The sequence below is a fragment of the Pseudomonas sp. FBCC-B1667 genome (assembly GCF_059133255.1).
This window is the reverse complement of record NZ_CP101437.1, coordinates 724,629-737,346: the sequence shown is the minus strand read 5'-3', so window position 1 is coordinate 737,346 and position 12,718 is coordinate 724,629. Positions and strand designations below refer to the sequence as shown.

Below are 12,718 nucleotides of genomic sequence, written 5' to 3'. Positions count from 1 at the left end.
CATTCAATAGGTGGCGAGCCATCTAGAGCGCCACGTGCATAAAGCCTTGCGACTGCGCCAACGCAAACGGGCTGAACACTTGCCAGGCCTGCTCGCGCTGGAACCGGCCTTTGACGAACGCCGACATCGGCCCACTCGTGTGATCTGCCGGCTCCAGGCTGTCCTGGGCAAAATGCTGCAAGCCGAAAACCTCGTCGACGAGCAACCCCGCAAACACCTCGTTATGCTCCACCACCAACACCCGCCGCTGCTTGCGCGGGGCCGAGATTTCGTGGCCAAAGAAACCGCACAGATCCATGACCGGCAGCAATCGCCCACGCAGGTTGGCTACTCCTTTGACCCAGGATTTAACGCCCGGCAACTGAGTGAACCGTGGTTCATGCAGGACTTCGCTGACTTCGCCCATCGGCGCGACATACCAATCCTCGCCCATACGAAAACCGATGCCGCTCCAGGCATCCTGGCGCGTCGGTTGCGAGGGTAGATCGGCCGCCAGCAGACGACAGCGCTGGTCGATCTGCAGCAGCAGTTCGAAAGCCGTCAGCGACTCGGTCATGGCCGGACGATCAACCGGCCAATACGTTGTTGAGGGTTTTGATCAGGGTCTCTTCGTCGACCGGTTTGGTCAGGTAGTCCTTTGCGCCCTGACGCGTGCCCCAGACTTTGTCGGTTTCCTGATCCTTGGTGGTGATGATGATCACCGGGATGTGCCCGGTGTCGGGGTCTTTGGTTAACTGGCGGGTCGCCTGGAAACCGTTCAGGCCGGGCATGACGATGTCCATCAGCACCGCGTCAGGTTTTTCCTGACGGGCCAGGGCCACGCCGTCGGCGCCGTTTTCGGCTTTCAACACTTGGTGACCGTGCTTTTCCAGCATGCCGGTCAGTTTGTACATTTCGGTCGGCGAATCATCGACGATCAGAATACGTGCCATGGTCTTCCCCATTCTTGTCGACGCCGGGCCCGCTGGCCGAGCGTCACTGTGCATGTCCTACTGCGGCAAAACGGCGGCGAAGCCCGGAACATGGGCCTGGATCGCGTTCAGCAATTCTTCCTTGCTGAAAGGCTTGGTCAAAAACTGGTCGGAGCCGACGATGCGCCCCTTGGCCTTGTCGAACAGCCCGTCCTTGGACGACAGCATAATCACTGGCGTGGACTTGAACGCACTGTTGTTCTTGATTAAAGCGCAGGTCTGATAGCCATCCAGACGCGGCATCATGATGTCGACAAAGATGATGCCGGGATGGTTATCGGCAATCTTGGCCAGCGCATCGAAACCGTCGATGGCCGTAATGACTTCACAACCCACATTCTTCAACAGCGTTTCGGCGGTGCGACGAATCGTCTTCGAATCGTCGATCACCATGACCTTCAAGGCGCTGGAATGCTGATCCATAATTGCTCTACCGTCGCCTTTGCGAAACAAATTGTCCGTTTGGTGGCTGGAAACCCTTGATGCTCAAGGGCCAGCACGGCATGGCAGCCTTTTTAGCACAGTCTCCAAATGCAATCTATCGGCCGGTCTTTGCGGTGGTTTTTCCTTGACCGGGAACACACTCAGCGCCACTCTGACGCCACTTTTTCATGTCCGTTCGGACCATCCATTTTCGAGGAAACACCCATGAGCGTTCGCGTCGGGATTGTCATGGATCCTATTGCCGGCATCTCCTATAAAAAGGATAGCTCGCTGGCCATGCTGCTGGCCGCGCAGAAGCGCGGCTGGGAACTGTTCTATATGGAACAGAGTGATTTGTACCAGGCTGAAGGCGAGGCGCGAGCGCGGATGCGACCGCTGAAAGTCTTCGCCAACCCGCAAAAGTGGTTCGAACTGGAAGCCGAGACCGATGCTCTGCTGAGCGATCTGGACGTGATCCTGATGCGCAAGGATCCGCCGTTCGACATGGAATTTGTGTACTCCACCTACCTGCTGGAGCAGGCCGAGCGCGCCGGCGTGCTGGTGGTCAACAAGCCGCAGAGCCTGCGTGACTGCAACGAAAAGCTGTTCGCTACGCTGTTTCCGCAGTGCACGCCGCCGACCATCGTCAGCCGCCGCCCTGACGTACTGCGCGAATTCGCCGATCATCATGGCGATGTGATTCTCAAGCCGCTGGACGGCATGGGAGGCTCCTCGATTTTCCGTCACACCGCCGGCCACCCGAACCTGTCGGTGATCCTCGAAACCCTGACCTTGCATGGCAAGCAGCAAATCATGATCCAGGGTTATCTGCCGGCCATCGTCGACGGCGACAAGCGCATCCTGATGATCGACGGCGAACCAGTGGATTACTGCCTGGCGCGCATTCCTGCCGCTGGCGAAACCCGCGGCAATCTGGCGGCTGGCGGTCGTGGCGAAGCTCGTCCGTTGACCGACAAAGATCGCTGGATCGCCGCGCAAGTCGGCCCGACTCTACGCGAGAAAGGCCTGCTTTTCGTGGGTCTGGACGTGATCGGCGAGCACCTGACCGAAATCAACGTCACCAGCCCGACGTGCATTCGCGAGATTGATAACGCGTTCGGTACCGACATTGGCGGACTGCTGATGGATGCCATCGATCAGAAGCTCAAGGCTCGTTGATATAGAACACCCAAGATGAAACCAACATTGCGTTATCATGCGCGGCCTGTGAAAAACGCGATGTTGGTTTTTTTGTCATGACACTTCCGTCCGATCTGCCCGCTGAACTCGCCCACCGTGGTGTGCGCCCGGCCGATCGCCTCGGTTTTACCCTGTTTCTTGCGGCGTTGATTCACCTGGCCCTGCTGTTGGGCGTCGGCTTTACGATGGTTGAACCCAAACAAATCAGCAAAACCCTGGAAATCACCCTCGCCACCTTCAAAAGCGAAAAGAAGCCCGAAAAAGCCGACTTCCTCGCCCAGGAAAATCAGCAAGGCAGCGGCACCCTGGATAAAAAGGCGATCCCCAAGACCACCGAGGTCGCGCCGTTCCAGGACAACAAGGTGCAAAAAGTCACGCCACCGCCTGCCGCCAAGCCTGAAGTGCAGGAAGCGCCGCCCAAGGCTGCCGTGACTACCATCGCCCCGAAACCCAAAAAAGCCCCGGCCAAGAACGAAGAGGTCAAACCGCAAACCAAAGCGGAAGTGGCCGCGCCGACGTTTGACAGTTCCCAGCTGTCCAGCGACATCGCCAGCCTCGAAGCGGAACTGGCCAACGAACAACAGCTGTACGCCAAACGCCCGCGCATCCACCGCTTGAGCGCCGCCTCGACCATGCGCGACAAAGGCGCCTGGTATAAGGACGAATGGCGCAAGAAGGTCGAGCGCATCGGCAACCTCAACTACCCCGATGAAGCCCGCCGCCAACAGATCTACGGTAATTTGCGGTTAATGGTCTCGATCAACCGCGATGGCTCGCTGTATGAAGTGCTGGTGCTGGAGTCGTCCGGGCAGCCACTGCTGGATCAGGCGGCGCAGCGGATCGTCAGGCTCGCGGCGCCGTTCGCACCGTTTACCGGCGACCTTTCGGACATCGACCGCCTGGAAATCATCCGCACGTGGAAGTTTGCGCGCGGCGACAGACTGTCCAGCAACTGACTACACACAAATCCCCTGTGGGAGCGGGCTTGCTCGCGAAGGCGTGGTGTCAGTCGACATCAGTGTTGAATGATTAACCGCATTCGCGAGCAAACCCGCTCCCACATTTAAGCTGTGTCGACTGCCAAATTGCGACATCCCCAGCTTGTCAGTTTGCCCCTCCAACGCCACACTAGCGCTCATGAAGAACGTCAGCCCCAGCTACCTCAAGCATCACTTCCTGATCGCCATGCCTCACATGGCCGACCCGAACTTTGCGCACACCTTGACCTACATCGTCGAGCACACGGCCAATGGGGCCATGGGGCTGGTCATCAACCGCCCGCAAGACCTGAATCTGGCCGAGATCCTCGAGCAACTGCGCCCGGACATCGAACCACCTGCGCTGTGCCGGCATGTGCCGATTTTCATCGGCGGCCCGGTACAGACCGATCGCGGGTTTGTCCTGCATCCCAAGGGCCAGAGCTATCAGGCGACCGTTGACCTGGCAGAGGAACTGTCTCTTTCCACTTCCCAGGACGTGCTGTTTGCCATCGCTGATGGCGTGGGCCCGTCGGAAAGCCTGATCGCCCTTGGTTACGCCGGCTGGGAAGCCGGGCAACTGGACGCGGAACTGGCGCAGAATGCCTGGCTGACCTGCCCGTACGACGCCGACATTCTGTTCAACACCCGCAGCGAATTGCGCCTGGAAGCGGCGGCCAAACATTTGGGCGTCAATCTCAGCCTGCTCACCAGCCAGGCGGGGCACGCCTGATGGCCCTGCGCCTGATTTTGGGGTTTGACTACGGCACCAAACAGATCGGCGTCGCGGTCGGCCAGGTGATTACCGGCCAGGCCCGAGAGCTGTGCACCTTGAAGGCGCAGAACGGCGTTCCCGACTGGAATCAGGTCGAAGCCCTGATCAAGGATTGGAAACCCGACGCGGTGGTGGTCGGTCTGCCCTTGAACATGGACGGCACCCCGAGCGACATGTGCCTGCGCGCAGAAAAATTCGCCCGGCGCCTCAACGGTCGTTACAACCTGCCCTTCTATACCCACGATGAACGGCTGACCACGTTTGAAGCCAAAGGCGAACGACGTGATCGCGGCGGGCAAAAAGGCAGCTACCGCGACAACCCGGTCGACGCCATTGCCGCCGCCCTGCTGCTGCAAGGCTGGCTCGACGAAAACAGCGCGCTGTTCGAATCCTGAAACAACGAATCCTCAAGAGCCGCTGCAAGCGACTCTCTATAGCGACAACCCGAGCCACCCTACAAGCAGCATCCGGCTCGGGCCCAAGAAGGAGCAACCATGAGCCTGCCCAATCCCGCCGAACTGATCAGCCAGATGGCGATCCGTCTCAAGGCACACCTGGAACACCGTGGCATCAGCGAACCGCGTTACATCGGTATTCGTACCGGCGGTGTCTGGGTCGCCCAGGCGTTGCTCGAAGAACTGGGCAGCGATTCGCCGCTCGGCACCCTGGACGTGTCCTTCTACCGTGACGATTTCAGCCAGAACGGCCTGCACCCGCAGGTTCGCCCGTCGGCGCTGCCGTTCGAGATCGAAGGCCAGCATCTGGTGCTGATCGACGACGTGCTGATGAGCGGCCGGACCATCCGCGCCGCCATGAACGAACTGTTCGACTACGGCCGTCCGGCCAGCGTAACGCTGGTGTGCCTGCTCGACCTCGACGCCGGCGAGTTGCCGATCAGCCCGAATGTGGTCGGTGCGACGCTGTCGCTGGCCGCCCACGAGCGGGTCAAGCTGTCCGGCCCCGAGCTCAAGCTTGAACTGCAAGACCTCGCCCTTTAATTCGCCCTATTGAGAGTCCCCCCTCGCGATGACGCCTCTAGATATCAAGCGCCCGCTGCAGCTCAATGATCAGGGCCAGCTACGCCACTTCCTCTCGCTCGACGGTTTGCGCCGCGAGTTGCTGACGGAAATCCTCGACACCGCTGACTCGTTCCTCGAAGTCGGCGCCCGGGCAGTGAAGAAAGTCCCGTTGCTGCGCGGCAAGACCGTGTGCAACGTGTTCTTCGAAAACTCCACCCGCACTCGCACCACTTTCGAACTGGCGGCCCAGCGTCTGTCGGCGGACGTGATCACCCTGAACGTGTCGACCTCCTCGGCCAGCAAGGGCGAAACCCTGCTCGACACCCTGCGCAACCTGGAAGCCATGGCTGCCGACATGTTTGTCGTGCGTCACGGAGATTCTGGTGCCGCGCACTTCATCGCCGAACATGTGTGCCCGCAAGTGGCAATCATCAATGGCGGCGACGGCCGGCACGCACACCCGACGCAGGGCATGCTCGACATGCTCACCATCCGTCGACACAAGGGCGGTTTCGAAAACCTCTCGGTGGCCATCGTCGGCGACATCCTGCATTCGCGGGTAGCACGCTCGAACATGCTGGCGCTGAAAACCCTGGGTTGCCCGGACATCCGCGTGATCGCGCCGAAAACCCTGCTGCCGATTGGCATCGAGCAATACGGCGTGAAGGTCTACACCGACATGACCGAAGGCCTGAAAGACGTCGACGTGGTGATCATGCTGCGCCTGCAACGCGAGCGCATGGCCGGCGGCCTGTTGCCAAGCGAGGGCGAGTTCTACCGCCTGTTCGGCCTGACCACCGCGCGCCTGGCCGGGGCCAAGCCGGATTGCATCGTCATGCACCCGGGGCCGATCAACCGCGGGGTGGAGATTGAGTCGGCGGTGGCCGACGGTCCACACTCGGTGATCCTCAACCAGGTCACCTACGGTATTGCGATTCGAATGGCCGTGCTGTCCATGGCCATGAGCGGGCAGACTGCGCAACGTCAATTCGAGCAGGAGAACGCCCAGTGAAGCTCAGCATTCTCGGCGCACGCGTGATTGATCCAGCCTCCGGCCTGGATAAAGTGACTGACATTCACATTGAAGCTTGCAGGATCGTCGCCCTGGGCGCCGCGCCAGCCGGTTTTGTCGCGGTTGATACCGTCGATGCCCAAGGCCTGGTGGCCGCCCCCGGGCTGGTTGACCTGAACGTCGCCCTGCGCGAGCCGGGCTACAGCCGCAAAGGCTCGATCATCAGCGAAACCCGCGCCGCTGCCGCAGGTGGCGTGACCAGCCTGTGCTGCCCGCCCAAAACCAAACCGGTGCTGGACACCTCGGCCGTGGCCGAACTGATCCTCGACCGCGCCCGCGAAGCCGGTAACACCAAAGTCTTCCCGATTGGCGCCCTGAGCAAAGGCCTGGACGGCGAGCAACTGGCCGAGCTCGTCGCCCTGCGCGATGCCGGCTGCGTGGCCTTCGGCAACGGCCTGGAGAGTTTCCGCAACACCCGCACCCTGTGCCGGGCGCTGGAATATGCGGCGACGTTTGACCTGACGGTGATTTTCAACTCGCAGGACCGTGACCTGGCCGAAGGTGGCCTGGCCCATGAAGGCCCCACCGCCAGTTTCCTCGGTTTGCCGGGCATTCCGGAAACGGCTGAAACCGTGGCCCTGGCCCGCGACTTGTTGCTGGTCGAGCAAAGCGGTGTGCGCGCACACTTCAGCCAGCTCACCAGCGCTCGCGGTGTGGCCCTGATCGCCCAAGCCCAGGCCCGTGGGTTGCCGGTAACCGCCGATGTGGCGCTGTATCAGCTGATTCTGACGGATGAAGCCTTGATCGACTTCAACAGCCTCTACCACGTCCAGCCGCCGCTGCGCACCCGCGCCGACCGCGACGGCCTGCGTGCGGCGGTGAAATCGGGGGTGATCTCGGCCATTTCCAGCCACCACCAACCCCATGAGCGGGATGCCAAACTGGCGCCGTTCGGCGCGACAGAGCCGGGCATCAGCAGTGTTGAATTGCTGCTGCCGCTGGCGATGACGCTCGTGGAGGATGGCTTGCTGGACCTGCCAACGTTGCTGGCGCGCTTGAGTGCCGGGCCGGCAGAGGCGCTGCGCTTGCCAGCCGGCAAGCTGACGGTGGGTGGGCCGGCGGATATCGTGCTGTTCGACCCTGCGGCTTCAACCGTGGCGGGGGAAACCTGGCTGTCCAAGGGTGAGAACTGCCCGTTCATTGGGCATAGCCTGCCGGGTGTGGTGCGCTACACCTTGGTGGATGGGCGGATCAGCCACCAGGCGTAATACCGGGTGGCCTGCATTCGCGAGCAAGCCCGCGCCCACATTAGATTTGTGAACGACACAGATCAAAAGTGGAGCGGGCTTGCTCGCGAAGGCTTACTGGAAAGCGCCTCTGTTCTGGGCGTTACGCACCGAAACCTGGTCATTCAGCGTCCAGAAGTCATACAGCACCCCGACAAAGAACAACCCGCCCGTCACCAGGTAGAGCAACCCGCTGATCCACTTCCCCTGATACATCCGATGTACGCCGAACACCCCTAGAAACGTCAGCAGAATCCACGCCACGTTGTATTCGATCGGCCCCGCCGTGAACCGAAGGTCCGCTTCACGGTCCATTGCCGGGATCAGAAAAACGTCGATCAGCCAGCCGATTCCCAGCAAGCCAAAAGTGAAAAACCAGATCGTCCCGGTCACCGGCTTGCCGTAATAGAAGCGGTGAGCGCCGGTAAAACCGAAAATCCACAGCAGATATCCGATCACTTTGCTGTGCGTATCTTGATGCGCGGCGGACTGTTGATAGCTGTTCATGGAGCACCTCGATTCACACGATAGATAAATATTCTTTAAATCTTTGTGACTTTTTTACAGGTTGCCGACGTATGGCAAATGGGACTGTCATGTCCGTCAAAGCCTTATAACACCTGACTTCTGTCCGACAATTGCGTCTGTTTGCCGCTTGATTGGTTCCATTGACCGCCAGGTTGAATCGACCAACGGCCTCGGAAGGGCAAAAAAAGCTGTTATAAAGTTGCGCGTTCACCTATTCGAGCCCTGCCTAATGCGTCCATTTTTCAAGACATGGCTAACCATTTGCCTTTTGATGCCACTGGCCGCCCACGCCACCAATCGTGAGCAACGTCTTCCAAACGTTAATGGTTACACCCCAAAATCCCATGTTTCTGCTCCTTCGAGCAAAAACAAACAAAATGCCAAACACTCGGCCCAACTGAGTGACAACAGCAAACTTGTTCCGCCGATGGCGAGCAAGACCAGCAGCAACGTGCTGAGCCGCGCGGTAAACGTCCTCGGTACGCCTTACCGTTGGGGCGGCAGCAGCCCAAGTAAAGGGTTCGATTGCAGTGGTCTGGTGAAATATGCGTTCAACGACGAGACATTTGACCTGCCGCGCACTTCCAACGCCATGGCCAGCGGTCACGGCGAGAAAGTCGATCGCAGCGATTTGAAGCCGGGCGACCTGATTTTCTTCAACATCAAGAGCCGACGGGTCAATCACGTCGCCATTTACCTCGGCAACGACCGCTTCATCCACGCACCACGCCGTGGCAAGTCGGTGACCATCGATACACTGAAGAAACCGTACTGGGAAAGCCACTACGTGGTTGCCAAGCGGGTTCTGCCGAAAGAACCGAATCAGATGCGCGTCGTACAGCGCTGATCCGAAAATCCCGGGCCTGTCCCGGGATTTTTTTTGGGCATGATGGCCCCGCTTCAAAAGTTATCCGGCGACCGCGCTTTCTCCCGCGCATGCTCGCGGCTGATCAAGCCCTTGGTCACCAAGTCCTTCAAGCACATATCCAGCGTCTGCATTCCCAGATTCCCGCCGGTCTGAATCGACGAGTACATCTGCGCAACCTTGTCTTCGCGGATCAGGTTACGGATCGCCGACGTGCCGAGCATGATCTCGTGCGCCGCAATCCGCCCGCCGCCGATCTTCTTCACCAGCGACTGCGACACCACCGCCAGCAACGACTCGGACAGCATCGAACGCACCATCGACTTCTCATCCCCCGGAAACACATCCACCACACGGTCGATGGTTTTCGCCGCTGAGGTGGTGTGCAGCGTGCCGAACACCAGATGCCCGGTCTCGGCGGCGGTCAGCGCCAGGCGAATGGTCTCCAGATCCCGCATCTCCCCCACCAGAATCACGTCCGGGTCTTCGCGCAGCGCCGAGCGCAGGGCGGTCGCAAAGCTGCGCGTATCGCGATGCACTTCGCGCTGGTTGATCAGGCATTTGCGCGATTCGTGGACGAACTCGATCGGGTCTTCGATGGTGAGGATGTGGTGATGGCGATGGTTGTTCAGGTAATCGATCATCGCCGCCAGCGTGGTGGACTTGCCGGAGCCAGTCGGTCCCGTCACCAGCACCAGCCCGCGCGGCGCATCGGTAATTTTGCGAAACACCTCGCCCATGCCGAGGTCGTCCATGCTCAGGACCTTCGACGGAATGGTCCGGAACACGGCGCCTGCGCCACGGTTCTGGTTAAAGGCATTGACCCGGAAACGTGCCACACCGGGTACTTCGAAGGAAAAATCGGTTTCCAGGTGCTTCTCAAAGTCCACCCGCTGGGTGTCGTTCATGATGTCGTAGATCAGCGCCAGCACCTGTTTGTGGTCAAGGGCCGGCAGATTGATGCGGCGCACATCGCCGTCGACACGGATCATCGGCGGCAGGCCGGCGGACAAGTGCAGGTCGGATGCGCCCTGTTTAGCGCTGAAAGCCAGCAGTTCAGTGATATCCATAGCGCCCCTCAATTCCAGTAGAATGCCGCGAACCTTCAGACCGCTGGCGCACATTGAATGTCCACGATAGCAGACAACATTGCTCAGGTTAGTTCACGCATCCGTGCCGCCGCCCTGGCTGCCCAGCGCGATGAGCACAGCGTTCAGCTGCTGGCCGTGAGCAAGACCAAACCCGCCGAAGCCCTGCGCGAAGCGTATGCCGCCGGCCTGCGCGACTTTGGCGAGAACTACCTGCAGGAGGCCTTGGGCAAACAGCTCGAACTGGCCGACCTGCCCTTGATCTGGCACTTCATCGGCCCCATTCAATCGAACAAGACTCGCGCTATCGCCGAGCACTTCGCCTGGGTGCATTCCGTGGATCGCTTGAAAATCGCACAACGCCTGTCCGAACAACGTCCTGCCGATCTGCCGCCCCTGAACATCTGCATCCAGGTCAACGTCAGCGGTGAAGCCAGCAAATCCGGCTGCACCCCGGCCGACCTGCCGGCCCTGGCCAAGGCCATCAGCGAATTGCCGCGCCTTCATCTGCGCGGGTTGATGGCGATTCCCGAGCCGACGGATGATCGCGCCGAACAGGATGCCGCTTTTGCTGCCGTTCAAAGCCTGCAAGCCAGCCTGAACCTGCCGCTCGACACGCTTTCCATGGGCATGAGTCACGACCTCGAGTCGGCCATCGCCCAGGGTGCTACCTGGGTCCGTATCGGTACGGCCCTGTTCGGCGCCCGCGACTACAGCCAGCCTTGACCACTTTCTTTTTTAAGGACCTGACATGAGCAAAACCCGTATTGCCTTTATCGGTGCCGGCAACATGGCCGCCAGCCTGATCGGCGGCCTGCGCGCCAAAGGTCTTGACGCCTCGCAAGTCCGCGCCAGCGATCCGGGTGCAGAAACCCGCGCCAAGGTGGCAGCCGAACACGGCATCGAAGTCTTCGCCGACAACGCCGATGCTATCCGGGATGCCGACGTCGTCGTATTGGCCGTCAAACCCCAGGCGATGAAAGCCGTGTGTGAAGCGATTCGCCCGAGCCTCAAGCCAAATCAACTGGTGGTGTCGATTGCCGCGGGCATCACCTGCGCCAGCATGAACAACTGGCTCGGCGCGCAGCCGATCGTGCGCTGCATGCCCAACACCCCGGCGCTGCTGCGTCAGGGCGTGAGCGGCTTGTATGCCACCGCCGAAGTGTCCGCCGATCAACGCCAGCAAGCGCAAGAACTGCTCTCGGCCGTGGGCATCGCCCTGTGGCTGAACGAAGAGCAGCAACTGGACGCGGTCACCGCCGTTTCCGGCTCGGGCCCGGCGTACTTCTTCCTGCTGATCGAAGCCATGACCGCCGCCGGCGTGAAACTCGGTCTGCCGGCTGACATTGCCGCGCAACTGACCCTGCAAACCGCGCTGGGCGCCGCACACATGGCGGTATCCAGCGACGTCGACGCCGCCGAACTGCGTCGTCGTGTCACGTCGCCTGCGGGCACCACGGAAGCTGCGATCAAATCATTCCAGGCCGGCGGCTTCGAAGCCCTGGTCGAAACTGCACTCGGCGCCGCTGCGCATCGCTCGGCCGAGATGGCTGAGCAACTCGGTCGCTAATCAGCTCTTATAAAGGAATCAAAGATGCTCGGACTCAATGACGCTGCCATTTTCATCATCAAAACCCTTGGCAGCCTGTACCTGCTGATCGTGCTGATGCGCTTCATCCTGCAACTGGTGCGGGCAAACTTCTACAACCCGCTGTGCCAGTTCATCGTCAAAGCCACGCAACCCCTGCTCAAGCCACTGCGTCGGGTGATCCCGAGCATGTTCGGGCTCGACATGTCGTCGCTGGTGCTGGCGTTGATCGTGCAGATGCTGCTGATCGCCGTCATCCTCGCGCTCAAAGGCTTCATGGTCGACTGGCTGCTGCTGGTGCCATGGGCCCTGATTGCGTTGTTCTCGCTGTTTTTGAACATCCTGTTCTACGCCATGATCATCAGCGTGATCCTGTCCTGGGTCGCCCCGGGCAGCCACAATCCGGGCGCCGAGCTGGTCGCACAGATTACTGAACCTGTGCTCGCTCCGTTCCGCCGGATCATCCCGAACCTGGGCGGTCTCGACATTTCGCCGATCTTCGCCTTCATCGTGATCCAGTTGCTGCAAAGCTGGCTGATCCCGCGCCTGGCGTACTTTGCCTTCATGCCGCAGGGGCTGCTCGGCCTGATCTGATGAGCTACTTTCGCTGGGACGGTGACGACCTGATTCTGGAGTGTCACCTGCAACCGGCCGCCCGCAGTGATGATTTCTGCGGGCTGCACGGTGATCGCCTGAAGATCCGCCTGACCGCGCCGCCGGTTGAAGGCAAGGCCAATGCCTATCTGATGGCGTTTCTGGCCAAGGCATTTGGGGTGTCCAAGAGTCAGGTCAGCTTGATCAGCGGCGAGTTGAACCGGCAGAAACGGGTGCGGATTTGTTCGCCGAAGAAGCTGCCGGAATTACCTGATCTGGTGCGATAGAACCGTTAAACCGCGGCGCGGCCATCGCGAGCAAGCCCGCTCCCACAGGGGATCGCATTCCATTGTGGGAGCGTGGCTTGCCCGCGATGGCCGCACCTCGGTCTG

General features: G+C 60.4%; 17 protein-coding genes. 12 read left to right on the top strand and 5 right to left on the bottom strand.

Features of this window, described 5'->3' with window-relative positions; genetic code table 11:
- Positions 1-22 precede the first annotated feature (22 nt).
- The 3 genes from NL116_RS03250 to pilG are packed head-to-tail and all read right to left on the bottom strand — an operon-like array spanning position 23 to position 1,394.
- Positions 23-556: a chemotaxis protein CheW gene (locus NL116_RS03250; protein ID WP_494375988.1), complete on the bottom strand. Its 534-nt coding sequence runs from the start codon at positions 554-556 to the stop codon at positions 23-25.
- Between the two features lie 10 nt (positions 557-566).
- A complete protein-coding gene (gene pilH / locus NL116_RS03245; RefSeq protein WP_072390179.1) occupies positions 567-932 on the bottom strand; it encodes a twitching motility response regulator PilH in 366 nt (121 codons plus the stop codon).
- Positions 933-989: 57 nt separating this feature from the next.
- Complete coding sequence (gene pilG / locus NL116_RS03240; protein ID WP_027926573.1) at positions 990-1,394, bottom strand: twitching motility response regulator PilG; 405 nt, start codon at positions 1,392-1,394, stop codon at positions 990-992.
- Between the two features lie 225 nt (positions 1,395-1,619).
- Here pilG and gshB point away from each other — a divergent pair, with 225 nt between their 5' ends.
- From gshB to NL116_RS03205, 7 genes are all read left to right on the top strand, one after another.
- Positions 1,620-2,573, top strand: coding sequence for a glutathione synthase (gene gshB / locus NL116_RS03235; RefSeq protein ID WP_480418671.1), 954 nt, complete (start codon positions 1,620-1,622; stop codon positions 2,571-2,573).
- Positions 2,574-2,650: 77 nt separating this feature from the next.
- A complete protein-coding gene (locus NL116_RS03230; protein ID WP_027926571.1) occupies positions 2,651-3,550 on the top strand; it encodes an energy transducer TonB in 900 nt (299 codons plus the stop codon).
- A gap of 181 nt (positions 3,551-3,731) precedes the next feature.
- Positions 3,732-4,304 (top strand): YqgE/AlgH family protein, encoded by a 573-nt coding sequence (locus NL116_RS03225; protein ID WP_494375987.1) that lies wholly within the window; start codon positions 3,732-3,734, stop codon positions 4,302-4,304.
- Positions 4,304-4,741, top strand: a complete 438-nt coding sequence (ruvX, locus tag NL116_RS03220; protein WP_494375986.1) for a Holliday junction resolvase RuvX — start codon at positions 4,304-4,306, stop codon at positions 4,739-4,741. Before NL116_RS03225 ends, ruvX begins: the two co-directional genes overlap by 1 nt.
- 99 nt (positions 4,742-4,840) lie before the next feature.
- The gene (gene pyrR, locus NL116_RS03215) at positions 4,841-5,344 is read left to right on the top strand and encodes a bifunctional pyr operon transcriptional regulator/uracil phosphoribosyltransferase PyrR (protein ID WP_494375985.1); all 504 of its coding nucleotides are present in this window, start codon (positions 4,841-4,843) and stop codon (positions 5,342-5,344) included.
- A gap of 28 nt (positions 5,345-5,372) precedes the next feature.
- A complete protein-coding gene (locus tag NL116_RS03210) occupies positions 5,373-6,377 on the top strand; it encodes an aspartate carbamoyltransferase catalytic subunit (RefSeq protein ID WP_494375984.1) in 1,005 nt (334 codons plus the stop codon).
- Entirely contained in the window at positions 6,374-7,645 is a 1,272-nt protein-coding gene (locus NL116_RS03205) for a dihydroorotase (RefSeq protein ID WP_494375983.1), read from the top strand. Before NL116_RS03210 ends, NL116_RS03205 begins: the two co-directional genes overlap by 4 nt.
- Before the next feature lie 93 nt (positions 7,646-7,738).
- Here the strand turns inward: NL116_RS03205 and NL116_RS03200 are convergent, their stop codons facing one another.
- Positions 7,739-8,170, bottom strand: a complete 432-nt coding sequence (locus tag NL116_RS03200; protein ID WP_046029742.1) for an NINE protein — start codon at positions 8,168-8,170, stop codon at positions 7,739-7,741.
- Between the two features lie 250 nt (positions 8,171-8,420).
- Between NL116_RS03200 and NL116_RS03195 the strand changes: the two genes are divergently transcribed.
- A complete protein-coding gene (locus NL116_RS03195; protein WP_494375982.1) occupies positions 8,421-9,038 on the top strand; it encodes a C40 family peptidase in 618 nt (205 codons plus the stop codon).
- Between the two features lie 53 nt (positions 9,039-9,091).
- Here NL116_RS03195 and NL116_RS03190 read toward each other — a convergent pair whose 3' ends face one another.
- Positions 9,092-10,126, bottom strand: a complete 1,035-nt coding sequence (locus NL116_RS03190; protein ID WP_140671101.1) for a type IV pilus twitching motility protein PilT — start codon at positions 10,124-10,126, stop codon at positions 9,092-9,094.
- Positions 10,127-10,183: 57 nt separating this feature from the next.
- Here NL116_RS03190 and NL116_RS03185 point away from each other — a divergent pair, with 57 nt between their 5' ends.
- Genes NL116_RS03185 through NL116_RS03170 form a run of 4 tightly spaced genes read left to right on the top strand, consistent with a single transcriptional unit; the run spans position 10,184 to position 12,613 of the window.
- Positions 10,184-10,870, top strand: a complete 687-nt coding sequence (locus NL116_RS03185) for a YggS family pyridoxal phosphate-dependent enzyme (protein ID WP_494375981.1) — start codon at positions 10,184-10,186, stop codon at positions 10,868-10,870.
- 25 nt (positions 10,871-10,895) lie between these two features.
- A complete protein-coding gene (proC, locus tag NL116_RS03180) occupies positions 10,896-11,714 on the top strand; it encodes a pyrroline-5-carboxylate reductase (protein ID WP_494375980.1) in 819 nt (272 codons plus the stop codon).
- 24 nt (positions 11,715-11,738) lie between these two features.
- Positions 11,739-12,326 (top strand): YggT family protein, encoded by a 588-nt coding sequence (locus NL116_RS03175; protein WP_494375979.1) that lies wholly within the window; start codon positions 11,739-11,741, stop codon positions 12,324-12,326.
- Positions 12,326-12,613, top strand: coding sequence for a DUF167 domain-containing protein (locus NL116_RS03170; protein ID WP_494375978.1), 288 nt, complete (start codon positions 12,326-12,328; stop codon positions 12,611-12,613). Before NL116_RS03175 ends, NL116_RS03170 begins: the two co-directional genes overlap by 1 nt.
- The last annotated feature ends 105 nt before the right edge of the window (positions 12,614-12,718 follow it).

Coding starts and splice junctions, on each gene's coding strand:
- NL116_RS03250 (WP_494375988.1), bottom strand. CDS start 556: ATGACCGAGTCGCTGACGGCTTTCGAACTGCTGCTGCAGATCGACCAG.
- pilH (WP_072390179.1), bottom strand. CDS start 932: ATGGCACGTATTCTGATCGTCGATGATTCGCCGACCGAAATGTACAAA.
- pilG (WP_027926573.1), bottom strand. CDS start 1,394: ATGGATCAGCATTCCAGCGCCTTGAAGGTCATGGTGATCGACGATTCG.
- gshB (WP_480418671.1), top strand. CDS start 1,620: ATGAGCGTTCGCGTCGGGATTGTCATGGATCCTATTGCCGGCATCTCC.
- NL116_RS03230 (WP_027926571.1), top strand. CDS start 2,651: ATGACACTTCCGTCCGATCTGCCCGCTGAACTCGCCCACCGTGGTGTG.
- NL116_RS03225 (WP_494375987.1), top strand. CDS start 3,732: ATGAAGAACGTCAGCCCCAGCTACCTCAAGCATCACTTCCTGATCGCC.
- ruvX (WP_494375986.1), top strand. CDS start 4,304: ATGGCCCTGCGCCTGATTTTGGGGTTTGACTACGGCACCAAACAGATC.
- pyrR (WP_494375985.1), top strand. CDS start 4,841: ATGAGCCTGCCCAATCCCGCCGAACTGATCAGCCAGATGGCGATCCGT.
- NL116_RS03210 (WP_494375984.1), top strand. CDS start 5,373: ATGACGCCTCTAGATATCAAGCGCCCGCTGCAGCTCAATGATCAGGGC.
- NL116_RS03200 (WP_046029742.1), bottom strand. CDS start 8,170: ATGAACAGCTATCAACAGTCCGCCGCGCATCAAGATACGCACAGCAAA.
- NL116_RS03195 (WP_494375982.1), top strand. CDS start 8,421: ATGCGTCCATTTTTCAAGACATGGCTAACCATTTGCCTTTTGATGCCA.
- NL116_RS03190 (WP_140671101.1), bottom strand. CDS start 10,126: ATGGATATCACTGAACTGCTGGCTTTCAGCGCTAAACAGGGCGCATCC.
- NL116_RS03185 (WP_494375981.1), top strand. CDS start 10,184: ATGTCCACGATAGCAGACAACATTGCTCAGGTTAGTTCACGCATCCGT.
- proC (WP_494375980.1), top strand. CDS start 10,896: ATGAGCAAAACCCGTATTGCCTTTATCGGTGCCGGCAACATGGCCGCC.
- NL116_RS03175 (WP_494375979.1), top strand. CDS start 11,739: ATGCTCGGACTCAATGACGCTGCCATTTTCATCATCAAAACCCTTGGC.
- NL116_RS03170 (WP_494375978.1), top strand. CDS start 12,326: ATGAGCTACTTTCGCTGGGACGGTGACGACCTGATTCTGGAGTGTCAC.